Source organism: Aromatoleum tolulyticum, from assembly GCF_900156155.1.
Classification (GTDB): Bacteria; Pseudomonadota; Gammaproteobacteria; order Burkholderiales; family Rhodocyclaceae; genus Aromatoleum; species Aromatoleum tolulyticum.
Genome location: NZ_FTMD01000003.1, coordinates 365,855 through 389,174, shown reverse-complemented (window position 1 = coordinate 389,174; position 23,320 = coordinate 365,855). Strand labels below are relative to the sequence as shown.

Below are 23,320 nucleotides of genomic sequence, written 5' to 3'. Positions count from 1 at the left end.
CGCGATGCGACGCCACCGCCGACACCGCCAGCTGGACGACGCGAACCACGAGAACCAGGATCGTTGGCTCGTGTCCTACGCCGACTTCATCACGCTGCTGTTCGCGTTCTTTGTCGTGATGTATTCGCTGTCGTCGGTGAACGAGGGCAAGTACCGCGTCCTGTCCGATTCGCTGATCAACGCCTTCCGCAACATTACCGTGAATGTGCCGGGCGACCCGGTGATCGCGCCGCCCCCGGCCGTCGCCCCGCCCAAGCCCGCGCCGTTGTCGCCGACCCCCGACGAAGAGGTCGAGAAGCGGCGCCGCGCCGAGTACAAGCGCATGACGACGATGGCCGAGGACATCCGCCGCGTGCTGACGCCGCTCACCCAGGGCGGGCAGGTCAGCGTGTCCGAGGGCGCGCGCGGGATCTCGGTCGAGATCAACGCCCGCGTGCTGTTCGCGCCGGGTGATGCGGTGCTTTCGGCGCCGGCAGTGGCGGCCCTGCGGGCCGTGGCCGAGGTGCTGGCGCGTGCCGAGTTCCCGGTCACGGTAGAGGGGCACACCGACAACATGCCGATCCGCACCGGGCGCTTCCCGTCGAACTGGGAGCTGTCCGCGGTGCGCGCCTCGACGGTCGTGCGGCTCTTCATCGAGTCGGGGGTGCGTGGCGACCGCCTCACCGCGGCCGGCTACGCGGACCAGCGGCCGCTTACCGACAACACCAACGAGGAAGGCCGCGCGCGCAACCGGCGCGTCACGATCCTGATCGAGTCGATGGTCGGCGAGCCGCCGCCACGCGCGCCGGGGCAGATCCGGGACGGCGATCCGCTCCGCGCTATCCTTCCCCCGGGTGAGGTGACGGAGCGCGAGGAAACGCCGCCGGCCCGCTGAGGTTCCCGAATCGCTTCCCCGCGGTTCAGGCGCTCGTGCGTGGCGCGAAGCGTTCCAGCACGTGCCCCGTCATGCCCTTGGCGAGCTCCTCCTCGCCGTAGAAAACCGTGCCGATGCCTTCCTTGCGCAGCAGCCGGGAGTCGTCCTCGCTGTGGCTGCGCAGGACGATCTCGATGGCCGGGTTGAGCGTGCGTGCCGTGGCGACCATGGGGCGGACGTTGACCGGGTCGGGTGTCGCGATCACCAGCATCGCCGCATTGGCGATGTGGGCCTGAATCAGCACTGCCGGCTCGGACGCGTCGCCCGCGACCGCCGCCACACCCTCGCTGCGCAACTGTTCGACCTGTTCGCGGTTCTGCTCGGCGACGACGAAGGGGATGCCGCGCGCGGCGAGCGCCTGTGCGATGCGCCGGCCGACCCGCCCGTAGCCGACCAGCACGACCTGGCCTTCGAGGTACCTGCGCTCGGTGCTCGTCGGCAGCTCGGCGTAGGGATCCTCGCGGCGCTCGAGCCGCCGCACGAACTCGGAGCGCTTCAGCGTCCATTCCCGGATCGGCCCGACCGACGCGAACACCAGCGGATTGAGCGCGATCGAGATCAGCGCGCCGGCGAGCACGAGGCTCATCCCGGTCTGCGGCAGCAGACCCAGCGTGAGGCCCAGGCCGGCGAGGATGAATGAGAACTCGCCGATCTGCGCGAGGCTCGCCGCGACCGTCAGCGCGGTGTTGAGCGGGTAGCGGAATGCGAGCACCAGCGCCATCGCGGCGAGCGACTTGCCGAGTACGATGATGAGCACCACGGCGAGCACCTGCAGCGGAAATTCGGCGATCACGACCGGATCGAAGAGCATGCCGACGGCGACGAAGAACAGCACCGAAAAGGCGTCGCGCAGCGGCAGAGACTCCTCGGCGGCGCGGTGGCTGAACTCGGACTCGCGCATCATCATGCCGGCGAAGAAGGCACCCAGCGCGAAGGACACGCTGAAGAGCTGGGCCGCGCCGTAGGCGATGCCGATCGCGGCGGCGATCACCGACAGCGTGAAGAGTTCGCGCGAGCCGGTGCGCGCCACCTGCCACAGCAGCCAGGGCAGGACGCGCCGGCCGGCGATCAGCATCAGCGCGATGAAGGCAGTGACTTCGAGGAGGGTCTTGCCGATCGTGCGCCACAGCGGGTCGCCGGCGTCGCCGGGCGCGGTGGTGGTCGCGCCGAGCGTGCCCGCGAGCGGCGGCAGCAGCACGAGGATCACGACGGTGGCGAGGTCCTCGACGACCAGCCAGCCGACCGCGATGCGGCCGTTCATGGTGTCGAGCACGCCGCGCGCCTCGAGCGCCTTGAGCAGCACCACGGTGCTCGCACACGACAACGACAGTCCGAACACCAACGCGGCGCCGGGACTCCATCCCCACCACCATGCGACCCCCGTGCCCAGCACCGTCGCGAAGCCCATCTGCACGACTGCGCCGGGCAGGGCGATGCGTCGCACCGCAAGCAGGTCGTCGAGCGAGAAATGCAGGCCGACGCCGAACATCAGCAGCATCACGCCGATCTCGGAGAGCTGGGAGGCGGTGTGGATGTCGGCGACGAAGCCCGGGGTTGCGGGGCCGATCGCGATGCCGGCGACGAGGTAGCCGACAAGCGCCGGCACTTTCAGGCGCTCGGCGACGAAGCCGAAGATCAGCGCGAAGCCGAAGGCTGCGGCGACCGTGGTGATGAGGGAGATGTCGTGGTCCATTCGGAGTCTTGGTTATGAGGGATGCAACAGCCACAACGACACACGCCGGCCTCGTGCGAGGCCGGCGTGTGTCGGGTGCGCTTCCTGAAAGACTACGTGGGGGCGAATGGGTTCCGGCCGCAGTTACGCGGCCGGCGAATCAGGCGGTCGTCAGGGCCGTGGGCGCGACCTTGGGCGTGAGTGCCATGCCCTTGCGCGCACGGCGATGGACGAGCGGCACGAGCTGGTTCGGCTTGAGTTCGACGGCGATGCTCTTGCTGCCACGACCGATGCCTTCGACCCTGAGCGTCGCGTCATCGGGCGGCACGGCCACCGCGACGAGCGCCTCCTTGTCGTCGAGCGCCATCACGATGACGCCGCGTCCGCCGGCCTGCACCTTCATCTCGCTGCGCATGAAGACCAGGATGCGGCCGTGCTCCGACACCGCGGCGATGCGCTCGCCCACGACGCGCGCCGGCACCAGCACCTTCTCGCCCTTCTCGAGCGTCATGAAGGCCTTGCCCGCGCGCTGGCGGCTGGTCGCGTCGGCGAGCGTGCAGATGAAGCCGTAGCCGCCGGAGTTGGCGAAGAACCAGCTCGACTCGGGCTCCGCGGTGAGTACCTGCGCCATCTTGCCGCCGTCCTGGAAGTCGACCAGCGTCGCGATCGGCGCGCCGTCGCCGCGCCCGCCGGGGAGATCCGACACGCGCACCGTGTAGGCGCGGCCGTTGCTGTCGATGACGACCAGCGGCCAGGTGGTGCGCGTCTCGATCACGGCGAAGGCGAAGTCGCCCGCCTTGTAGCTGATCGCCGCGGCGTCGATGCCGTGACCCTGGCGCGAGCGCACCCAGCCGTTCTTCGACACGATCACGGTGACCGGTTCGTCGGCCACGCTGATCTCGGCCGGCGCGACCGCGGCGACGGCTTCGATCACGGTGCGGCGATTGTCGCCGTACTTCTTCGCGTCGTCCTCGATCTCCTTGAGGATCAGCCGGGTCATCGCGGCGCGGCTGTCGAGGATGTGCTGCAGGCCGTTGCGCTCGTCCTTGAGCTCGGCCAGTTCCTTCTCGATCTTGAAGCCTTCGAGGCGCGCGAGCTGGCGCAGGCGGATCTCGAGGATGTCCTCGGCCTGCACGTCGGAGAGGCCGAAGGCCGCGATCAGCGCGGGCTTGGGCTCGTCCGACTCGCGGATCACGCGGATCACTTCCTCGATGTGCAGGAAGGCGATCATGCGCCCTTCGAGGATGTGGATGCGGCGGTCGACCTCGTCGAGGCGATGGCGGGTGCGGCGTTCGACGGTGACGTAGCGGAAGTCGATCCACTCGCGCAGGATCTGCACGAGGTTCTTCTGCTGCGGCCGGCCGTCGCGGCCGATCATCGTCATGTTCACCGATGCCGAGCTTTCGAGGCTGGTGTGCGCGAGGAGCACCGCCATGAACTCGTCGCGGCTCTGGCGGGACGAGCGCGGCTCCAGCACGATGCGCACGGGCGCCTTGTCGCTCGATTCGTCGCGCACGGTTTCCAGCACGCCGAGCACGAGCTGCTTGAGGTTCTTCTGTTCCTGGCTGACTTCCTTCTTGCCGGCACGCGGCTGCGGGTTGGTCAGCGTTTCGATCTCGGCGAGCACGCCGGCGGCGGAGACGCCGTGCGGCAGTTCGTCGATGATGACGCGCCACTGGCTGCGGGCGAGCTCCTCGACGTGCCAGCGCGCACGCACGCGCAGGCTGCCGCGCCCGCTCGCGTAGGCGTCGCGGATCGCCTCGGGCGAGGAGATGAGCTGGCCGCCGCCGGGGAAGTCGGGGCCGGGCAGCAGCGGCAGGACGTCGTCGAGTCCGGCCTCCGGGTGGCGGATCAGGTGGCAGGTGGCGTCGGCGACTTCGCGCAGGTTGTGCGGCGGGATCTCGGTCGCCATGCCGACCGCGATGCCCGAGGCGCCGTTGAGCAGCACGAAGGGCAGGCGCGCGGGCAGGAGCTGCGGCTCCTCGAAGGCGCCGTCGTAGTTGGGCACGAAATCGACGGTGCCGCGGTCGATCTCGGCGAGCAGCAGCTCGGCAATCGGCGTCAGACGGCACTCCGTGTAACGCATCGCGGCGGCGGAGTCGCCGTCGCGCGAGCCGAAGTTGCCCTGGCCGTCGACGAGCGGATAGCGCAGCGAGAAGTCCTGCGCCACGCGCACCATTGCGTCATAGACGCTGGAGTCGCCGTGCGGGTGGTACTTGCCGATGACGTCGCCGACGACGCGGGCGGACTTCACGTGCTTGGACGTGGCCGACAGGCGCATCTCGTTCATCGCGTAGAGGATGCGGCGCTGCACCGGCTTCATGCCGTCCTCGACCTGCGGCAGCGCGCGCGACTTCACGACGCTCATGGCGTAGGCGAGGTAGGCGCGTTCGGCGTAGCGGTCGAGCGCGAGGGTGCCGTCGTCGGGGGGCGGGGCGTCGTGGCCGCCGCCCGCGGCCGGAGGGGCGGGGGGCGCCGGTGGTGCGGCGTTGAAGAGATCCAGCGTGTCTGAAGTCATTGGGCGATGCGTCGAAAGGCTTGGGTGGGTGGCACGGCGTGAGGTCCGGGGCGCTTGGCCGGGACGGCGACGGCTGCGGGGCGATGTGGGCCGAGGGACGTCATCGTCCGGGCCGGGATACCGCGTCGGCAACGAATTGCGCCGGCGCGCCGATCAGCTTAGAGTCATTCGACCGCCTGCCAGCGGCAGCGCGCATTCTGGCAGCGTTCCGGGCTGAAGTTCAAGGATGTCGAGCGCGTCGGGCGTGAGCCGCGGTCACGTCCTCGGTTTTTGTGGTGCTTCCCCGGTGCGATCGCCGTGCGCTTCCGACCTTGCCGATCTCGTCCATGAACCTGCGTTTTGTCGAAGCCTTCCTGTGGGTCGCCCGTCTGAAGAGCGTCACCCGCGCCGCGGACAAGCTGTGCCTGACCCAGTCGGCGGTGTCGAGCCGCATCGCGAGCCTGGAGGAGGAGCTGGGCGTGGCGCTGATCGACCGGCGCGAACGGCACTTCCGCCTGACCAATGCCGGCAACCGCTTCCTCGTGTTCGCCGAGCGCCTGCTCGACATCCAGCGCGAGTTGAAGAGCGAGATCGGCTTGCCGGAGCCGCAGGCGATGACGATGCGCATCGGCGGCATCGAGTCGGTGCTGCACACCTGGCTGATCCCGCTCGTCGAGCATCTGCGCCGCACGCAGCCGCACATCGAGTTCGAGCTGACGGTGGAAATGACGCCGGTGATCACCGAGCAATTGCGGCGCGGCGGCCTCGATCTTGCGTTCGCGGCACTGCCCGCAGTGGGCGAGGGCATCCGCGTCGCGGAAATGCCTTCGCTGGAGATGGTGTTCGTCGGGCGTCGGGCCGATGCGGAACGCGCAGGCAGATGGACCTTGCCGGAGATCCTTGCGCACGACGTGCTGACCTTCCAGCGCAGCTCGCAGCCGCACGTTGCGCTGCTCGAGCTGATCCGGCGCGCGGGCCTCGAGGGCGGGCGCATCCATACGATTTCGTCGATCTCGGCGCTGGTGCGCATGGTGGAGGGCGGTTTCGGCTTCGCGACGCTGCCGCTGGCGACCATGCCGACCGTCGCCAGGGGGGCTGATGTCGCGGTGCTGGATGCCGAGCCCCGGCTCGAGCCCTTGCCGATCCACGCGTCCTACTGGGCCTACCCGTCGGCGCCGCAAATGGAAGCAGCGGTGCAGGAGGCGATCGCTTTCGTGCGGCGGTTTCCGGTCGACGGCGTGGAAGCGTCCGACGCGCCCGGCTAGGCGAGGAAAATGCGCGCAGACCATCGAAAAAATCGATGAACTCACAAAGAAATTTTGCGTTTGTGTAGCCTCCGGGCGCCACCGATACTTTGCTTACGACGCGATCACAGCGTCGGGTAAAGGACGAGGAGACATTCGGTGGAAAACAATCGAGACGGCGCGTTCGCGTCCGCTGCGGAGCTTACGACCGGGATCGCGGCGCGCAAGGCGATCCGTGCGGGGCAGTGGACTTCGCATACCAGCGGCCTCGCGCCGGGCCATGTGCAGGGCAACGTGGTGATCCTGCGCGCGGCCGATGCCGACGACTTCCTGCGCTTCTGCCTGCGCAATCCCAAGCCCTGTCCGCTGCTGGCGGTGTCCGAACCGGGCGAACCGCTGCTGCCGACGCTCGGCGCGGACGTCGACATCCGCTTCGACGTGCCGCGTTACCGCGTGTGGCGCAAGGGCGAACTTGTCGCCGAGCCGACGGCGATCGCAGAGTTGTGGCAGGCGGACTTCGTGACCTTCGTGATCGGCTGCTCGTTTTCCTTCGAGCAGGCGCTGCTCGACGCGGGCATCCCGCTGCGTCATGTGGCCAACGGCCGCAATGTCGCGATGTACCGCACGAACATCCCGACCACGCCGGCGGGCAAGTTCCACGGTCCGCTCGTCGTGTCGATGCGGCCGATGACGGCGGCCAACGCGATCCGTGCGATCCAGGTCACGTCCCGCCTGCCGAACGTGCATGGCGCGCCGGTGCATTTCGGCGACCCGGCCGAGATCGGCATCGCGGATCTGGCGAAGCCGGATTTTGGCGACCCGGTCGAGATCCTGCCGGGCGAAGTGCCCGTCTATTGGGCCTGCGGCGTCACACCCCAGGCCGCGGTGATGGAGGCCAGGCCCGAGCTGTGCATCACGCACGCGCCGGGAGCGATGCTGGTCACCGATCTGCTCAATCACCAGCTCGCCTTTTCCTGAACCGAACCTGTTTTCGTCGCACCCCGGCACAGACCGGGGGGACGTGTGTCGAACACCAAGAGGAGACTCACCATGTGGCTTCGTGAAACCAGCCAGAACGAACGCAAGACCCTGACCGCGGCGTTTGCCGGGTACGGCGTCGATGCGTTCGATTACATGATCTATACGTTCCTGATCCCGACGTTGATGGCGGCGTGGGCGATGAGCAAGGTCGAGGCCGGCTATATCGCGACCGGGGCGCTGATCACGTCCGCGATCGGCGGCTGGGCCGCCGGGGTGCTCGCCGACAAGTACGGGCGCGTGCGCGTGCTGCAGTGGACCGTCATCTGGTTCACGCTATTCACCTTCCTGTCGGGCTTCACGAACTCGTTCGAGCAGCTGTTCTTCACCCGCGCGATGCAGGGCTTCGGTTTCGGCGGCGAATGGTCGGTCGGCGCGGTGCTGATCGCCGAGATGGTCCAGGCCAAGAACCGCGGCAAGGCGGTCGGCCTCGTGCAGAGCAGCTGGGCCGTGGGCTGGGGCGCAGCGGCGATCGCCTTCTGGGCGGTGTATGCGATGCTGCCTGCCGAGCAGGCATGGCGCGTGCTGTTCTGGATCGGCATCCTGCCGGCGGTGCTGATTTTCTACATCCGCCGCAACATCCACGACCCGGAAGTGTTCCACGTCGCCCGTGCGAAGGTGAAGGCCGAAGGTGGCGGCAACTTCCTGCAGATCTTCTCGCCGCACCTGCTGCCGACGACCATCTTCGCCAGCCTGCTGTCGACCGGCATGATGGGCGCCTACTATGCGGTCACGACCTGGCTGCCGACCTTCCTCAAGGTCGAGCGCGGACTGTCGGTGCTGGGCACGAGCGGCTACCTGCTGGTGCTGATCGTCGGCTCCTTCGTGGGCTACCTGACGAGCGCCTGGTTGTCGGACCACCTTGGCCGCCGCCGCTGCTTCATGCTCTTCGCGACCTGTGCCGGCGCCTTGGTCTACAGCTATACGCTGCTGCCGATCACCGACACGATGATGCTCTTCCTCGGCTTCCCGCTCGGCTTCTTCCTGTCGGGCATCTTCTCCGGGATGGGCGCCTTCCTCGCCGAACTGTTCCCGAACGAGCTGCGCGGCTCGGGCCAGGGCTTCTGCTACAACTTCGGGCGCGCGGTCGGCGCGACCTTCCCGGCGCTGGTCGGCTACCTCAGCACCAGCATGCCGCTCGGTGAAGTGATCGGCATGCTGGCGGCCGGCGGCTACGTGCTCGTGATCCTCGCCTGCCTGCCGCTGCCGGAAACGCGCGGCCGGGACCTCGTCCTGCAGAACTGAGCACGCCGTCTCTCCGGCCGCAAGGTTTCCCGCGCCGTCCTGCACGGCACGGCGCGGGCAGCCACGCATCCAAGTCACTGGGCGCACGCCCTCTCCAGCGGAATAATCCCGCCATGACTACTGACCTTGCTCACCCGCCGGCGCGTCTGCTGAGCGTCGGCGACGCCGCCTGGACCGTCGAGTTCGGCAATGCCATCGACCCCGCCATCCACGGCCGCGTGCTCGGCTTCTCGAGCCTGCTCGACGCGCTGTCGAGCGACGGGCGCCTCGAAGGCGTCGTCGAATGGGTGCCGACCTTCCGTTCGGTGACGGTGCATTTCGACCCGCTGCGCGCCGACGCGCTGGCGCTGCACGATTTGCTCGCGGAGCTTGCCGGCAAGAGCGGCAGCCTCTCCGCGGCCGGTTGCCGTTGGCACATTCCGGTGTGCTTCGATGCGAGCTGCGCTCCGGATCTCGACGAGGTCGCTGCCGCCAAAGGGATGGGGCGCGAGGACGTCGTGCGCCTGATGACCGAGACGGTCTTCACCGTCTACATGCTGGGTTTCCTGCCCGGCTTCCCCTACCTCGGCGGCCTGCCCGAAGCGCTCGACATGCCGCGGCTGGCGACGCCGCGCAAGGTCGTGCCGTCGCGCTCGATCGCGATCGCCGGCCGCATGTGCGCCGCCTACCCGTGGCAGAGCCCGGGCGGCTGGCGGCTCCTCGGGCGCACCCCGGTGCGCCTCTTCGATCCGGCCAACGCGCGCCGGCCGGCCCTGCTCGCGCCGGGCGACCAGGTCGTGTGGCAGGCGATCGACACCGACACCTACGAAGCGCTCGACGAGGAATGCGCCGCCGGCCGGTTCGATCTGTCCTCGCTGCTGAAGGAAGGAGAGGCGACATGAGCGCGGTCGTCGAGGTAGTCGATGCGGGCCTCGCTGTCAGCGTCCAGGACCGCGGCCGCACGGGCTTTCGCAACATCGGCGTGCCCGTGTCCGGCGCGCTCGATGTGGTGCTGATGGCCGCGGCCAACGCGCTCGCCGGCAACCCGTCGGAGGCGGCGGTGCTCGAAGTGGGGTTGAGCGGGCCGTCGCTGAAGGCCTTGTCCGGCACCGTGCGCATCGGTCTCGCCGGCGATATGGGGGCTCAGGTCGTGAATACGCGCGGCCAGCTGCTCAAGGTGGCGCCGTGGCGGACGGCGACACTGTTTCCGGGCGACATCATCCGCATCGGCGGGGTGTCGCACGGTGTCGGCTATGTCGCGCTCTCGGGCGGCGTGCAGGTGCCCGCGCAACTCGGCAGCCGTTCGACCTATCTGCGCGCGGCGATCGGTGGCGTGCAGGGCAGGGCGCCGAAGGCCGGCGACCGCCTGCAATGCGAGGCGGTGCGCGGCGATCCTTGGCTCGAATCCCGTGCGCAGGCGCCGTGGCATCACGAGACCGGGCCGATCCGCGTGATCCTCGGGCCGCAGGAGGACCACTTCACGCCGCAGGCGCTGGAGACTTTCCTGACGCGGCCCTATGCGGTGACGCGTGACATGGACCGCATGGGATTGCGTCTCGAAGGCGATACGCTCGCGCACAACGAGCAGGGCGCCGAGATCGTGTCGGATGGCGTCGCGCCGGGCACGATCCAGGTGCCGGCGAACGGTCAGCCGATCGTGCTGATGGCCGACTGCCAGACATCGGGCGGTTATCCGAAGATTGCGACCGTGATCCGCGCCGACCTGCCGCGTCTCGCGCATCTGCGGCCCGGTGACGAGCTGCGCTTCGTCGCGGTCAGCCATGCCGAGGCCGCGGCTGCATTGCGCGAGCAAGTGCAGCGCCTTGCCGACTGGGTCGGCGCGATCCAGAACTTTCGCCCGCCCGGCGTCATCGACGAGGCGGCGCTGTACGGCGCGAACCTCATCTGCGGCGTGGTGCGCGGCGACGAATGGGCCCTGCATGGCGTCGATTTCAATCATTACTGTGGAGCACAGCATGTCTGAGCGCATCAACCTCAACGCCGACCTCGGCGAAAGTTTCGGCGCCTGGCGCATGGGCGACGACGCGGCAATGCTGGAGGTCGTGAAGTCGGCCAACGTCGCCTGCGGTTTCCACGCCGGCGATCCGCTCGTGATGCGCCAGACCGTCGCAACCGCGAAGCGCTGCGGCGTGAGCCTCGGCGCGCATCCGGGCTTCCCCGACCTGCAGGGCTTCGGCCGCCGGCGCATGGACGTGCCCGCGACCGAACTCGAGGCGATGCTGATCTACCAGATCGGTGCGCTCGCCGCGCTCGCGCGCGCCGAAGGGACGACGGTGACCCACGTCAAGCCGCACGGCGCGCTGAACAACATGGCCTGCGCCGACGCGAAGCTCGCGGCGACCGTCGCGCGTGCGATCCATCGGCTCGACCCGGACCTGATCCTGCTCGCGCCGGCGCTGTCGCAGCTCGCGGTCGCGGGGCGCGAGGCGGGTCTGCGGGTGGTCGAGGAGATCTTCGCCGACCGCGCCTATCTGGACGACGGTAACCTGGTGCCGCGCTCGCAGCCGGGCGCGATGATCCACGGCGCCGAGGCCTGCCTGCGCCATGTGCTCGACATGCTCGGAGCCGGCGCGCTGATCTCGATCAATGGCAAGCGCCTGCCCGTGAAGGCGCAGAGCATCTGTGTGCATGGCGACGACGCCGATGCGGTGGCGACCGCGCGGGCTCTGCGCGAAGGGCTGCAGCGCGCCGGCTACGAGCTGGTGGCGATCCCCGAACTCGCCTGATCAAGCGAGCGCGAGCAGACGCGTGACGGCGTCGGCGAAGTCGTCGGCGACGAGCGTCGGACGCACGTCCGGGGCGTCGTCGTCGCCGGGGCGGAACTTGCCGGTGCGCACGAGGATGGCCGGAATGCCCGCCGCGAGCGCCGCGCCGACGTCGTCGTGCAGATCGTCGCCGATCACCACCGCGTCGGCCGGCGCGACACCCAGTTCGGCGAGCGCGGTGTGGAAGAAGCCCGCCGCGGGCTTGCCGACGATCTCGGCGCTGACGCCGCTGCTGAACTCGAGCCCGCTCACGAAAGCGCCCATGTCGAGCGACAGGCCGTCCTCTTCCATGAAGTAGCGATTCTTCGCCATCGCGATGAAGGCGCCGCCGGCCATCAGCAGGCGGAACGCAGTATTGAGCTGCGCGTAGTCGAGATGGGGGCCCATGTCGCCCATCACGACCGCATCGGGAGCGTCGGCGCTCGGGCCGATTTCCGCCGCGAGGTCAGGGTGGACGAGATACAGCGGCTTCAGGCCGCGCTGGCGCACGAGCTGCTGCGCCGCGTGCGGAGCGGTCTGGAGCTCGTCTTCGGCGATCGCGAAGCCCATTCGCTGCAGCTTCGCGACCAGCGTGCGGCGTGGCGTGCGCGTCGTGTTGGTGAGAAAGCGCAGCGGCATCCCGGCGGCGCGCAGGCGGGCGAGGGCGTTCACCGCGCCGGGGATGGCCTGCTCGCCGACATGCAGCACGCCGGCGAGATCCACCAGTACGGCGCGGGGACGCCGAACGAGGAGGGGGGCAGGGTTCGCGGCCATGAAGGGTTACTCGAAAACGGGACGGGCGTTTCCGTTATAGGAGCCGTGATGCGACGCAGCAAGGCGCCGCCATCGAGGCTCCGACTCAGATGTCGGCCTCGACCGTATCGCCCTTTTCCTCCATCCACGCGCGGCGGCCCGAGGCTTCGCCCTTGCCCATCAGCAGCGTGAACATGCGCAGCGTCTCGTCGAGCGCGTCGGGGCGCACGTGCACCGGCAGCACGCGCCGGGTCGCGGGGTCCATCGTCGTCTCGCGCAGCTGGTCGGGGTTCATCTCGCCCAGGCCCTTGAAGCGGCCGACCTCGATCGACTCCGGCTTGAAGCCTTCCTTCTCGACGCGGTCGCGGATCGCCGCCAGTTCGCCGTCATCGAGCGCGTAGAGGCGGCGCGCCGGGCGCTTCTTGCCCTGCGCCGGGACGTCGACGCGATACAGCGGCGGCTGGGCGACGTAGATGTGGCCGCGCGTGATGAGTTCCGGGAAGTGGCGGAAGAACAGCGTCAGCAGCAGGGTCTGGATGTGCGCGCCGTCGACGTCCGCGTCCGACATGATGACGACCTTGCCGTAGCGCAGGCCCGACAGATCGGGGTTGCTGCCCGCGGCATGCGCGTCGACGCCGAGCGCGACCGCGATGTCGTGGATCTCGGCGTTCGCGAGCAGCCGGTCGGGGTCGATCTCCCACGCGTTCTGCACCTTGCCGCGCAGCGGCAGGATCGCCTGCGTCTCCTTGTTGCGCGCCATCTTCGCCGAGCCGCCTGCGGAGTCGCCCTCGACGAGGAAGAGCTCGTTGTCGGCGATGTCCTCCGATTCGCAGTCCGAGAGCTTGCCCGGCAACACCGCGACGCCCGAGGTCTTCTTCTTCTCGACCTTCTGCGCGCTCTTCTGCCGCGCGAGGGCCTGCTTGATCGACAGCTCGGCGATCGCCTTGCCGGCCTCGACATGGTTGTTGAGCCAGATCTCGAAGGGATCGCGGATCATCGACGAGACGAGCTTGACCGCCTCGCGCGAGTTGAGCTTCTCCTTCACCTGGCCCTGGAACTGCGGGTCCAGCAGGCGCGCAGAGAGCACGAAGCTCATGCGCCCGGCGACGTCATCCTGCTGCAGCTTCACGCCGCGCGGCAGCAGCGCATGGTGCTCGATGAAGCTCTTCACCGCGTCGAACACGCCCGCGCGCAGGCCGCTTTCGTGCGTGCCGCCAGCGACGGTCGGGATCAGGTTCACGAAGGACTCGGACGGTACCGACTGTTCGAACCAGCCGATCGCCCAGGCTGCGCCTTCGCCGGGCGCGAACGTCGCGTCGTCCTTGTCGGCGTACTTTTCGGCGGTGTAGAGCGGCGCGACCGGCTCGAGGTCGCCCGCCTGTTCGCGCAGATAGCCGGCCAGGCCGTCCGGATAGGACCAGGTCTTGGTCAACGCCGGACCGCTCGCCTGCTCGATATCGAGCCGCACCGACACGCCCGACAGCAGCACCGCCTTGGAGCGCAGCAGGCGCTCGATCTCGTTCTGCGGCACGCGCGGATTTTCGAAGTACTTGCCGTCGGGCCACGCGCGCACGCGCGTCCCGGTCTGGCGTCCGCACTCGCCGACGACCGAGATCGCGCCGATGTTCTCGCCGCCCTCGGCAAAGTCGATGCGGTGGATCTTGCCCTCGCGCTTCACTTCGACTTCGACGCGAGTGGAGAGCGCGTTCGTCACCGCGACGCCGACGCCGTGCAGGCCCCCGGAGAACGCGTAGGCGCCGTTGCCGTCGCGCTTGTCGAACTTGCCGCCCGCGTGCAGGCGCGTGTAGGCGAGCACCACGACCGGCACGCCTTCCTCGGGGTGCAGGCCGACCGGGATGCCGCGACCGTCGTCGGCGACGCTCACCGAGCCGTCGAGGTGCAGCGTCACGTGGATTTTCTTCGCAAAGCCGCCGAGCGCCTCGTCGGCCGAGTTGTCGATGACTTCCTGGATGATGTGCGTCGGCGAGTCGGTGCGGGTGTACATCCCGGGGCGCTCGCGCACCGGTTCGAGTCCCTTGAGGACGCGGAAGGACGATTCGTCGTATTGCTTGCCTGTCATGGTGTCTGGGCTGTGTCGCGGGCCGGCGGAGGCCGGCAGGCGTGCAAGGATACCTGCTGGGCAGCGATCTGGCACGGAGGTGATGCTCCGCGCGATCGCCGTGGCCGCTAATATGAGGCTTTGCGGTCGTCGAGGGCGCGGGCATGCAGCATTGCTTTACCTACGGTTCGCTGATGTGCGAGGACATCATGGCCGCGGTGAGTGGCACGCGCTGCAGCTTCGTTGCAGCCTCGCTGGACGGGTATCGGCGACAGCCGGTGCTCGGCCAGGCCTATCCGGGGATGGTGTCGGCGGCGCGGGCCGGCGTGCAGGGGGTGTTGTATCTGGATCTGCCGGCATCCGCGTGGCCGCGGCTGGACCGTTTCGAGGGCGAGGAGTACGAGCGCCGGCAGGTCGTCGTGCGGCTTCAGGACGGGCGGGTGGAGACGGCGTGGACCTACGTCTTCCGGCCGGAGTGCGCGGGGCGGCTCGTGGATGGGGAATGGGATTTCGAGCGTTTCCTGCGTGCCGGCAAGGCAAGCTTCACCGCGCAATATGTCGGTTTCGACGACCGGGCGGGCGACAAGTCGGCGTGAGGTGCCCCAGGCAGGGCGCGAGACGGGCGCCGCGCGCTATCGCTCCTTCTGCTGCTCCTCCCTGCCGCGCCGGTCGCGTTCCTCTTCCTGCGGCGGCTGTTTGCGTCCCCGCTGCTCCGTGCGGCCTCCCCGGTCCTGAGGGGGGCGCTCGTTCATGCGCGGACCACCCGTCTGGCGATCACGCATCTCCCTTTCCCGCATCCGCTCTTCGCGCCCGGGGTCCATCCGGCGCGGTTCCATCTGTCGGGGCTCCCGCTGCCGGGGTTCCATCTGCATTGGCTCGGCCCGCCGCTGAACCGGACTGCCCTGCCGGGATTCCGCGTCGGGCGCCGAACGCCGCCGATCCTGCTCCATCGTGCGAGGAGGGCGCTCGCGGCGCGCGGTTTCGCGGTCGTCGCGCTCGGGTCCGCGCGTTCTCGGGGGCGTCGGCTGGGGCAGGAACTCGCGCGCTGCGGCGTCGCGCGGCCGATAGCGGTAATGCTGGCCGCTCAGGTCGCGCTGTTCGCGGATGTCGCGCGGATACCGGTCGCCCGAGTATCGTCGCTGATAGATCGGGAGCGGCGCCGGCGGCGGTGCGGCGCGGCGGTCCCAGCGGTTCCAGTCCCGTCGGTGTTCGGCCCAGTCGTCGCCCCAGTGTTCGTGCCAGCGCGGCGGAGCCTCGCGGCGCCAGCTGCGGAAATAGATCGGCGGATCGCGGTAGTAGCGCACCGGAATGCGCAGGATGAACACGGGCACGGCTATTGGCGCGACAAGCGTCCACGGACCGTTGTACCAGGAGCTGACGTACCAGTCTTCACCGTAGAACACCCAGTACAGGCCGTCGTAGAAGAAGAAATTCCCGGCCACCCGCGGCGCGTAATACACCGGATAACCGGGCACCCGCACGAGTTGTGGATATACGGGCAGGTTGATGCCGATGGATACCTGGACCGAGGCCGTCGCCGGAGTGACTCCGGCCAACAACAGCCACAACACCATCAATAGCATGCGCATGGTCATTTCTCCCTCGGAGCCGCCTCGCGCGCGATGCTGTCGATGTGCTTGCTGTCCTCGCGTGGATCAACCCCGGAAACGCGCGCTCCGTCCGGGCTTCGCAAAATGGGATGAAAGCGTGAACGACAAATTTCCCGCATCATGCGGGCGGAATGAGGCGGACAGGGCGACACGCGAGCGCCAATTGGGCGCTCTTGTACATTTATAGGCCGTCTGCCGTCTGCATGCCATCACTTTCTGTCGCCAACTCCTGCGAAATTGCAAGCAAATGCTGGTATGGGCAGGTACGGCGAAGGGGCTGACGCCGACCGGCGATGCACGGTGGGAAATGTCGTTCGTATAGTCGGGGCGGCTGGGGGGCGGATTCCGGACAGCTCGACGCCGCTACTGGCCACGCATGAAGAAGCGGTCCAGGTCGCCCATCGTGAGCTGGGTCCAGGTCGGGCGGCCGTGGTTGCACTGGTCGGCGCGCTCGGTCGCCTCCATGTCGCGCAGCAGCGCATTCATCTCGGGAATGGTCAGGCTGCGGTGTGCGCGCACGGCGCCGTGGCAGGCCATCGTCGCGAGCAGTTCGTTCCTGCGTGCCGTGACGACTTCCGAGGCGGGGTATTCGCGCAACTCTTCGAGCAGCTTCCGCAGCAGCTCCGCCACGGGCGCGTTCGCCAGCAGCACCGGCACCGCGCGCACGGCAAGTTCCTGCGGACCGGCGGGCGCGATCTCGAAACCCATGCCGGCGAGCACTTCGGCACAATCCTCGGCTGCGGCCATGTCCTTCGCGCTCACCGAGAATACCGCCGGGATCAGCAGGCGCTGCACCGACGGGGTGCCGTCGAGGACGGTCTTGAGCTTCTCGTACAGGATGCGCTCGTGCGCCGCGTGCATGTCGACGAGCACGAGCCCCTTCGCGTTCTGCGCGAGGATGTAGATGCCGTGGAGCTGGCCGAGCGCGTAGCCGAGCGGGGCGGAGTCGTCGGCGTGCTGCGGCAGCGACGTTGCGATCGCGCCGGTCGGACGGCCCGCGGCGGGGGCGAAGGCGGTGGGGCGGAAAGCCTGTGGTGCGGCGCTGGCCGTTGGCGTCGTGGCTGGAGCGAGATTGGCGGCCGCTGCGGGCTCGCGCGCGGTGCCGACGAAATCGAAATAGCTGCGGCTCGCGGACTCCATCGCCAGCCGCCCCTGCACCGGCGGCGCGTTGCCGTAGCCGCCAAAGGGGCGTGGGCGTTCGTCCTGCGTGCGCGTTTCGGACGTGAACGCGGCGCTAGCGGTCGTCGTCACCGCCGCCGCTTCGTCGCGGGCCGCGAGACCGGCGCCCGACTCCGCGAGCGTGCGCGTCAGCGCATGGAACACGAACTGGTGGATCGCGCGCGCCTCGCGGAAGCGCACCTCGATCTTGGCCGGATGGACGTTCACGTCCACGCCCGCCGGGTCGAGTTCGAGGAACAGCACATAGGCCGGATGGCGGTTGCCGTGCAGGATGTCCGTGTAGGCCTGGCGCACCGCATGCGTGAGCAGCTTGTCGCGCACGAAGCGGCCGTTGACGAAGAAATACTGCGCGTCGCGGCTCGCGCGCGAATACGCGGGCAGTGATGCAAAACCGGACAGGCGCAGCGGCCCCGCATCGGCATCCAGGGCGCGCGCCTGCGCGAGGAAATCGTCACCCATCAGCGCGCCGACGCGCCGTGCGTGGTCCGCGGCGGGCAGGCGATGCACGACGCGGCCGTTGTGCGCGAGCTGCAGGCCGATGTCGGGGCGCGCCAGCGCGACGCGGCGGAACATCTCGTCGCAGTGCGCGTATTCGGTCGATTCCGACTTCAGGAACTTGCGCCGCGCCGGGGTGTTGTAATACAGATCCGCGACATCGACGACGGTGCCCGCGCCGAGTGCCGCCGGCGCCACGCTGCGCTCCGTGCCGTCGATGCGCCACGCGTGCGCGCTGCCTTCGGCGCGGCTGGTGAGCGTCGTGCGCGCGACCGCCGCGATCGCCGCCAGCGCCTCGCCGCGGAAGCCCATCGTGCCGACGCGCTCGAGATCGTCGAGGTTCGCGATCTTGCTCGTCGCGTGGCGTTCGAGCGCGAGCGCCAGCTCGTCCTTCGCGATGCCGCAGCCGTCGTCGGCGACGCGGATGCGCCGTACGCCGCCCTGTTCGAGCTGCACGTCGATCGCGCGCGAGCCCGCGTCGACGGCGTTCTCCAGCACCTCCTTGAGCACCGAGGCCGGCCGTTCGACGACCTCGCCGGCGGCGATCTGGTTGATCAGGAGGTCGGACAGCAGGTGGATCGAGGGCATGGGGGCGGGGGAAAGGCGGCGCAACGCGCAATTATACGGAGTCCGCCCCGGCCCCGGTCGCCTTGGCGTGCCGGCCGGGTTTCGGGGCCGGGGCTCCCTTCCGGTATCATTGGCGAAAATCCATCCTCCGTGCGCCGGTGCCGGATTGTCTGCGGAACATCTCGCGCCGGTCCCTGTCCGATTCCCCCGACGCGCGCGTTCGCGTCCGAACCGAATACCAAGAACACCTTCATGAAGTCCATTGTCATCCTCATTTCCGGCCGCGGCAGTAACATGGAAGCCATCGTGAACGCGGGCATTCCGGGCGCGCGCATCGCCGCGGTGATCAGCAACCGCGCCGACGCGAAGGGGCTCGAATTCGCCGCCGCGCACGGTATCGCGACCGCCGTCGTCGACCACAAGGCCTTCGCGTCGCGCGAAGCCTTCGACGCCGCGCTCGCCGAGAGCATCGACACGCACGGCGCCGACCTCGTCGTGCTCGCCGGCTTCATGCGTGTGCTCACCGACGCCTTCGTGCGCCGCTACGCGGGGCGCCTGATGAATATCCATCCTTCGCTGCTGCCATCCTTCCCCGGGCTGCATACGCACCAGCGGGCGATCGAGGCGGGCGTGCGGGCGCATGGGGCGACGGTGCATTTCGTGACCCCGGAGCTCGATTGCGGACCGGTCGTGATCCAGGCAGTCGTGCCGGTGTTGCCCGATGACGACGAGGGCAGCCTGTCGGCGCGCGTGCTCAAGCAGGAGCATCGTATCTACCCGCAGGCGGTGCGCTGGTTCGTCGAGGACCGGCTGACGATCACCGCGCACGGACAGGTGCGCGTGCGTGACGAAGCGGTCGATGGGGCCGGGTGGACGATCCCCGCCCTGGATCGCAGCGCCGGGGCCGGAGCGTGCGGCAGCCGACAATCCTGATCCTCGCGACGGGCGCTTCGGTGATCGCGCACGCGCTCGTGCTGAGTCTGCCGGGCTGGCCGGCGCACGTCGGCATCGAGCCGCCGGTCCTGCACGCGACGCTCGTGGTCGCCGAGCCCAAGCCGGCCGTGGACCTCGCGGCGGTCGCGGCGCCCCCGCCGCCCGTCGTGCGGGAACAGCCCAAACCGCGGCCCAAGCCGAAGCCCAGTCCCGCGCGCGCGGTCGAAGCGCCGCCCGCAGTTCCGCTGACGGCCCCTTCGGCCGGAGACGCAGGCGAGATCGCCATCGCGGCGCCCGCCGCTGCCGAGGTGCAGGCAGCGGACGAGGTGCCGCCGGCCGTCGATGCGGCGCCCGTCGCCGACGCAGCCGCGGAGTTGGTCGCGGCCGCCGACCTCAAGGGCTTCAACGTCACCGGCTGGCCCGAGCGCGGCAGCATCCGCTTCCGTGTGCATCTGGGCGAAGGCGGTTTCGCCGTCGGCGAGGCGCAGCATGAGTGGTCGCACGACGGCAAACGCTATCGCATGTCGGTCGCCGTGCGCACGACCGGCGTCGTCGGCATGTTCCGTTCCTTCCATTACGCCCAGAGCAGTGCGGGCAGCGTCGGACGCGAAGGCCTGAAGCCCGAGCGCTTCAGCGTCGAGCAATCGCGCAAGACGCCCGCCAGCGCCGAGTTCGACTGGGATGCGCGCAAGGTGACGATGAAGCGCGGTGCCAAGGAGCGTGTCGCGGACCTGCGCCCGGGCGACCAGGATCTGCTGAGCCTGTGGCACCAGATCGGCATCGTCGGCGCGGTCAGCGGATCGACCGAGCTGAACGTTATCACCGGACGCGAGGCCACGCCGTCGGCCGTCGAGGTCGTCGGGCCCGAGAAGCTGCCGCTGCCGATCGGGCTGCTGGATACCGTGCGCGTGCGTGCCGAGGCACGCAACGGCAGCCTGACGATAGACATCTGGCTCGCACGCAACTACGGCATGCTGCCGGTGCGCATCCGCGTCGTCGACGACAAGGGCGAGGTGCTCGACCAGCAGGCCGTCGAGCTGCGCCTGTCGCCCCCGGGGTCGGCCGGCGACGAACCCGCCGTGGCGGGGAGCGGCGGCGAGCGGGCGGAAGAAGGCATGATCGAATTGCGGGCGGAGGACAATGCCTTCGCCCATCCAACCATCGGAAATTGAAGAACAACTATGGCAAGACATGAAGAGGCCGCCTCGCGCGGCCTGCTGATCCACGCCGCCCAGGTCCTCGGCGTGGTGCTCACCTTCGAACATCCGGCCGACGTCGTGCTGTCGCGGCACTTCCGCGAGAACCGCGAGATCGGCCACCGCGACCGCGGCTTCATCGCCGAGGCCGTGTACGGCATCGTGCGGCGCCTGCGCTGGCTGCGCCGCCTGGTCGGCGACGATGCGCGTCCGCGCGCGCTGCTGCTGGCGTGGCTCGCGCGCGGCGAGGGCTGGCCGATGCGCAACTTCGAAGGTCTCGCGTCGGCGACCGAGCGCGACTGGATCTCCGGGATCAAGGCGAAGGACCTCGAAGAAGGCTCGCTCGGCGAACGCGCCGACATGCCCGACTGGCTCGCCGAGCGCCTGTTGACGACGCACGACGAGGCCACGCTGCTCGAACTCGCGCACAGTCTCAACCGTCCCGCGCCGCTCGACCTGCGCGTGAACGTGCTGAAGAGCGACCGCGAGGCCGTGCTCGCCGCCCTCAAGGTCAACGGCATCGACGCCGCCCCCTGCCCGTACTCGCCGCAGGGCATCCGCCTCGCCGGCAAGCCCGCGCTGCAGAAACATCCGCTGTTCCTCGACGGTTCCTTCGAGGTGCAGGACGAGGGCAGCCAGCTGCTCGGCTTCCTCGTGCAGCCCAAGCGCGGTGAGCTGGTCGTCGATTTCTGCGCCGGCGCCGGCGGCAAGACGCTGCAACTCGGTGCGCTGATGCGCTCGACGGGGCGACTGTATGCGTTCGACGTGTCGGAGAAGCGCCTCGCCAAGCTCAAGCCGCGCTTCGCCCGCGCCGGTCTGTCGAACGTGCATCCGGTGCTGATCGCGCACGAGCGCGATGCCAAGGTGAAACGCCTCGCCGGCAAGGCCGACCGCGTGCTGGTTGATGCACCGTGCAGCGGGCTGGGCACCTTGCGCCGCAACCCCGACCTGAAGTGGCGCCAGACGCCCGAGTCGGTTGCCGAGATGGTCGCCAAGCAGGGCGCGATCCTCGACTCCGCTGCGCGCCTCGTCAGACCGGGTGGCCGGCTGGTGTATGCGACCTGCAGCCTGCTCGCCGAGGAGAACGACGGCATCGTCGACGCCTTCCTCGCCGCGCATCCCGAGTTCCGCCAGGTGAGCGCCGCCGAGGTGCTCGGCAAGCAGGGCATCGCGCTCGACACCGGCGAGCGCCTGCGCCTGACGCCGCGCGTGCATGACACCGACGGCTTCTTCGCGGCCGTGCTGGAGCGCGTGGATGCCGGGGCGTGATGTATCGGTGCGACTGCTCGCAGGCGTCGCACTAGCGTTCATCGCCATGGCGCCGTCAGGCGCCGCCGCAAGCCAGCGCCTGCCCGCGCGGGGTTCGGTCGAGGTCGCATTTTCCCCTGCCGACCGCCCCGAGGCGCTGCTGATCGACGTCATCGACGACGCGCGCAAGACGCTGCACGTGCAGGCCTATGCCTTCACGAGCAAGCCGATCGCGCGCGCGCTCATCGACGCACACCAGCGCGGCGTGCGCGTCGAAGTGCTCGCCGACGCGAAGATGAACAAGCGCGGCAAGGGCAACGTGCTGCCCGAGCTGCTCGCGGCCGGCATCCCGGTATCGCTCGAGACGCGCTTTGCCGCGGCCCACAACAAGGTCATGATCGCCGACGCCGAAGGCCCCGTCTGCACACTGGTCACGGGCTCCTTCAACTTCACGCAATCGGCCGTCAAGCGCAACGCCGAGAACCTGCTCGTGCTGCGCGACAACTGCACGCTGACGCAGATCTACCTGGACAACTGGCGCCGCCACCGCGCCGACGCAACCCGTATCACCCGTCTGCCCTGGAAACCCGGAACGTGAAAGAAGAGATTCGTTTCGCCGCCATGCTCATGGATACCTGGAGCGACCTGCAGAGTCCCTCGGTCCTGTGGCAACTCGGCGCCCTGGTCGGCTGTCTCGTGCTCGCGTGGCTGATCGAACGTGCAATGCTCGAGCGTGTCGCCCGCCGGGGCGACGCCGAAACCGCCGCCCAGCGCTTCGGCCGCAGCGGCCTGCGCCGCGTGCTGTTCCCGTTGTCGGCGCTCGTCTTCGTATTCGCCGCGCGTGCGGTGCTGGGCAAGTACCAGAGCGTGCACCTGCTCAATCTGGCTGTGCCCCTGCTGACCTCGTTCGCCGCGATCCGCTTCGTCGTTTTCACGGTGCGGCAGGGCATAGGCCACTCGAGCTGGCTGGGCAACTTCGAGCGCGTCTTCGCATCGCTCGCGTGGGCCGTGGTTGCGCTGCATATCCTCGGTTGGCTCCCCGAGGTGATCGATGCGCTCGACGGGGTGTCGTTCAAGGTCGGCAGCCAAAAGCTCTCGCTATGGACGCTGCTGCAGGGCGTCGGCATGGTGATGTTCACGCTGCTCATCGCGCTGTGGGCGGCGGGGGCGCTGGAGCGCCGGCTGAGCGGTGCCGCCGGCCTCGACGACAGCATGCGCCTCGTGCTGATGCGCGTCGCGAAGGCGCTCCTGATCGTCGTCGCAGTGCTGATCGCGCTGCCCATGGTCGGCATCGACCTCACCACGCTATCGGTGTTCGGCGGGGCGCTGGGTGTGGGTCTGGGCTTCGGCCTGCAGAAGATCGCGGCGAACTATGTCTCGGGCTTCATCATCCTGCTCGACCATTCCCTGCGCATCGGCAACCTGATCTCGGTCGGCGCCGAGCGCGGCGTCGTCACCCAGATCAACACCCGCTACACGGTCCTGCGCGCGGCGAGCGGCATCGAATCGCTGGTGCCGAACGAGACCCTGATCGGCTCGGTCGTGCAGAACGAAACCTACAGCGACACGCGCATCGTCGTGCCGATCAACATCCAGGTGAGCTATGCCACGGATCTGGAGCGCGCAATGCAGATCCTCGTCGAGGCGGCGAAGACGCATGAACGCGTGATCGCGGAGCCGGAGCCCAAGGCCTTCGTCGTCGCCTTCGGCGAGAGTGGCGTCGACATGCGCCTCGCGGTATGGATCGCCGATCCGCAGGAAGGCACGCTCGGCGTGATCTCGCACATCAACCTGGAAGTGTGGAAGCGCTTCCGTGCCGAGGGCATCGAGATCCCCTTCCCGCAGCGGGAAGTGCGCGTGGTGCACAGCGAGGCCGCACTGGCGCAGGCGGTCGCCGAGGCCGCAGCGGCAGACTGATCGCGTCGGT

The 23,320-nt window shown here is 69.0% G+C and carries 19 protein-coding genes; 13 read left to right on the top strand and 6 right to left on the bottom strand.

What is annotated here, in order from left to right; translation table 11 throughout:
* Positions 1 to 4 precede the first annotated feature (4 nt).
* Positions 5 to 874 (top strand): flagellar motor protein MotD, encoded by an 870-nt coding sequence (motD, locus tag BW991_RS06895; RefSeq protein WP_076601337.1) that lies wholly within the window; start codon positions 5 to 7, stop codon positions 872 to 874.
* A 25-nt stretch (positions 875 to 899) separates the two neighbouring features.
* On the opposite strand, the gene BW991_RS06890 is transcribed toward motD, so the two are convergent.
* Positions 900 to 2,606: a cation:proton antiporter gene (locus tag BW991_RS06890; RefSeq protein ID WP_076601336.1), complete on the bottom strand. Its 1,707-nt coding sequence runs from the start codon at positions 2,604 to 2,606 to the stop codon at positions 900 to 902.
* A gap of 139 nt (positions 2,607 to 2,745) precedes the next feature.
* Positions 2,746 to 5,103: a DNA topoisomerase IV subunit A gene (parC, locus tag BW991_RS06885; RefSeq protein WP_076601335.1), complete on the bottom strand. Its 2,358-nt coding sequence runs from the start codon at positions 5,101 to 5,103 to the stop codon at positions 2,746 to 2,748.
* A 326-nt stretch (positions 5,104 to 5,429) separates the two neighbouring features.
* Between parC and BW991_RS06880 the strand changes: the two genes are divergently transcribed.
* The 6 genes from BW991_RS06880 (at position 5,430) to BW991_RS06855 (ending at position 11,335) form a co-directional block, all read left to right on the top strand.
* Positions 5,430 to 6,347, top strand: a complete 918-nt coding sequence (locus BW991_RS06880) for a LysR family transcriptional regulator (RefSeq protein ID WP_076601334.1) — start codon at positions 5,430 to 5,432, stop codon at positions 6,345 to 6,347.
* A 138-nt stretch (positions 6,348 to 6,485) separates the two neighbouring features.
* Positions 6,486 to 7,304: a putative hydro-lyase gene (locus BW991_RS06875; protein WP_084204990.1), complete on the top strand. Its 819-nt coding sequence runs from the start codon at positions 6,486 to 6,488 to the stop codon at positions 7,302 to 7,304.
* Positions 7,305 to 7,376: 72 nt separating this feature from the next.
* Entirely contained in the window at positions 7,377 to 8,609 is a 1,233-nt protein-coding gene (locus BW991_RS06870) for an MFS transporter (protein WP_076601333.1), read from the top strand.
* 113 nt (positions 8,610 to 8,722) lie between these two features.
* Positions 8,723 to 9,490, top strand: a complete 768-nt coding sequence (gene pxpB / locus BW991_RS06865) for a 5-oxoprolinase subunit PxpB (protein ID WP_076601332.1) — start codon at positions 8,723 to 8,725, stop codon at positions 9,488 to 9,490.
* The gene (locus BW991_RS06860) at positions 9,487 to 10,572 is read left to right on the top strand and encodes a 5-oxoprolinase subunit C family protein (RefSeq protein WP_076601331.1); all 1,086 of its coding nucleotides are present in this window, start codon (positions 9,487 to 9,489) and stop codon (positions 10,570 to 10,572) included. Before pxpB ends, BW991_RS06860 begins: the two co-directional genes overlap by 4 nt.
* Positions 10,565 to 11,335 (top strand): LamB/YcsF family protein, encoded by a 771-nt coding sequence (locus tag BW991_RS06855; RefSeq protein WP_076601330.1) that lies wholly within the window; start codon positions 10,565 to 10,567, stop codon positions 11,333 to 11,335. Before BW991_RS06860 ends, BW991_RS06855 begins: the two co-directional genes overlap by 8 nt.
* On the opposite strand, the gene BW991_RS06850 is transcribed toward BW991_RS06855, so the two are convergent.
* Together BW991_RS06850 and BW991_RS06845 are read right to left on the bottom strand one after the other, a co-directional pair.
* Positions 11,336 to 12,127, bottom strand: coding sequence for a TIGR01458 family HAD-type hydrolase (locus BW991_RS06850; RefSeq protein ID WP_076601329.1), 792 nt, complete (start codon positions 12,125 to 12,127; stop codon positions 11,336 to 11,338).
* An 85-nt stretch (positions 12,128 to 12,212) separates the two neighbouring features.
* Entirely contained in the window at positions 12,213 to 14,186 is a 1,974-nt protein-coding gene (locus BW991_RS06845; protein ID WP_076601328.1) for a DNA topoisomerase IV subunit B, read from the bottom strand.
* A 143-nt stretch (positions 14,187 to 14,329) separates the two neighbouring features.
* Here BW991_RS06845 and BW991_RS06840 point away from each other — a divergent pair, with 143 nt between their 5' ends.
* Positions 14,330 to 14,761: a gamma-glutamylcyclotransferase family protein gene (locus BW991_RS06840; RefSeq protein WP_076601327.1), complete on the top strand. Its 432-nt coding sequence runs from the start codon at positions 14,330 to 14,332 to the stop codon at positions 14,759 to 14,761.
* A gap of 36 nt (positions 14,762 to 14,797) precedes the next feature.
* Here BW991_RS06840 and BW991_RS06835 read toward each other — a convergent pair whose 3' ends face one another.
* On the bottom strand, positions 14,798 to 15,760 hold the full coding sequence (locus BW991_RS06835; RefSeq protein WP_244551627.1) for a hypothetical protein: 963 nt from the start codon (positions 15,758 to 15,760) through the stop codon (positions 14,798 to 14,800).
* Positions 15,761 to 16,138: 378 nt separating this feature from the next.
* Positions 16,139 to 18,037, bottom strand: a complete 1,899-nt coding sequence (mutL, locus tag BW991_RS06830) for a DNA mismatch repair endonuclease MutL (protein WP_076601326.1) — start codon at positions 18,035 to 18,037, stop codon at positions 16,139 to 16,141.
* Between the two features lie 231 nt (positions 18,038 to 18,268).
* On the opposite strand from mutL, the gene purN reads away from it, so the two are divergent.
* The 5 genes from purN to BW991_RS06805 are packed head-to-tail and all read left to right on the top strand — an operon-like array spanning position 18,269 to position 23,310.
* A complete protein-coding gene (purN, locus tag BW991_RS06825; RefSeq protein ID WP_076601325.1) occupies positions 18,269 to 18,949 on the top strand; it encodes a phosphoribosylglycinamide formyltransferase in 681 nt (226 codons plus the stop codon).
* Positions 18,928 to 20,121: a DUF3108 domain-containing protein gene (locus BW991_RS06820; protein WP_076601324.1), complete on the top strand. Its 1,194-nt coding sequence runs from the start codon at positions 18,928 to 18,930 to the stop codon at positions 20,119 to 20,121. Before purN ends, BW991_RS06820 begins: the two co-directional genes overlap by 22 nt.
* Before the next feature lie 9 nt (positions 20,122 to 20,130).
* Positions 20,131 to 21,414: an RsmB/NOP family class I SAM-dependent RNA methyltransferase gene (locus BW991_RS06815; RefSeq protein WP_076601323.1), complete on the top strand. Its 1,284-nt coding sequence runs from the start codon at positions 20,131 to 20,133 to the stop codon at positions 21,412 to 21,414.
* Entirely contained in the window at positions 21,401 to 21,991 is a 591-nt protein-coding gene (locus BW991_RS06810; RefSeq protein ID WP_076601322.1) for a phospholipase D family nuclease, read from the top strand. Before BW991_RS06815 ends, BW991_RS06810 begins: the two co-directional genes overlap by 14 nt.
* Positions 21,988 to 23,310, top strand: a complete 1,323-nt coding sequence (locus BW991_RS06805) for a mechanosensitive ion channel family protein (RefSeq protein WP_084204989.1) — start codon at positions 21,988 to 21,990, stop codon at positions 23,308 to 23,310. Before BW991_RS06810 ends, BW991_RS06805 begins: the two co-directional genes overlap by 4 nt.
* Positions 23,311 to 23,320 lie beyond the last annotated feature (10 nt).

Bases quoted from the DNA above. Each gene is read 5' to 3' on its own strand.
- motD (WP_076601337.1), top strand. From the start codon at position 5: ATGCGACGCCACCGCCGACACCGCCAGCTGGACGACGCGAACCACGAG.
- BW991_RS06890 (WP_076601336.1), bottom strand. From the start codon at position 2,606: ATGGACCACGACATCTCCCTCATCACCACGGTCGCCGCAGCCTTCGGC.
- parC (WP_076601335.1), bottom strand. From the start codon at position 5,103: ATGACTTCAGACACGCTGGATCTCTTCAACGCCGCACCACCGGCGCCC.
- BW991_RS06880 (WP_076601334.1), top strand. From the start codon at position 5,430: ATGAACCTGCGTTTTGTCGAAGCCTTCCTGTGGGTCGCCCGTCTGAAG.
- BW991_RS06870 (WP_076601333.1), top strand. From the start codon at position 7,377: ATGTGGCTTCGTGAAACCAGCCAGAACGAACGCAAGACCCTGACCGCG.
- pxpB (WP_076601332.1), top strand. From the start codon at position 8,723: ATGACTACTGACCTTGCTCACCCGCCGGCGCGTCTGCTGAGCGTCGGC.
- BW991_RS06860 (WP_076601331.1), top strand. From the start codon at position 9,487: ATGAGCGCGGTCGTCGAGGTAGTCGATGCGGGCCTCGCTGTCAGCGTC.
- BW991_RS06855 (WP_076601330.1), top strand. From the start codon at position 10,565: ATGTCTGAGCGCATCAACCTCAACGCCGACCTCGGCGAAAGTTTCGGC.
- BW991_RS06850 (WP_076601329.1), bottom strand. From the start codon at position 12,127: ATGGCCGCGAACCCTGCCCCCCTCCTCGTTCGGCGTCCCCGCGCCGTA.
- BW991_RS06845 (WP_076601328.1), bottom strand. From the start codon at position 14,186: ATGACAGGCAAGCAATACGACGAATCGTCCTTCCGCGTCCTCAAGGGA.
- BW991_RS06840 (WP_076601327.1), top strand. From the start codon at position 14,330: ATGCAGCATTGCTTTACCTACGGTTCGCTGATGTGCGAGGACATCATG.
- BW991_RS06835 (WP_244551627.1), bottom strand. From the start codon at position 15,760: ATGACCATGCGCATGCTATTGATGGTGTTGTGGCTGTTGTTGGCCGGA.
- mutL (WP_076601326.1), bottom strand. From the start codon at position 18,037: ATGCCCTCGATCCACCTGCTGTCCGACCTCCTGATCAACCAGATCGCC.
- purN (WP_076601325.1), top strand. From the start codon at position 18,269: ATGAAGTCCATTGTCATCCTCATTTCCGGCCGCGGCAGTAACATGGAA.
- BW991_RS06815 (WP_076601323.1), top strand. From the start codon at position 20,131: ATGGCAAGACATGAAGAGGCCGCCTCGCGCGGCCTGCTGATCCACGCC.
- BW991_RS06810 (WP_076601322.1), top strand. From the start codon at position 21,401: ATGCCGGGGCGTGATGTATCGGTGCGACTGCTCGCAGGCGTCGCACTA.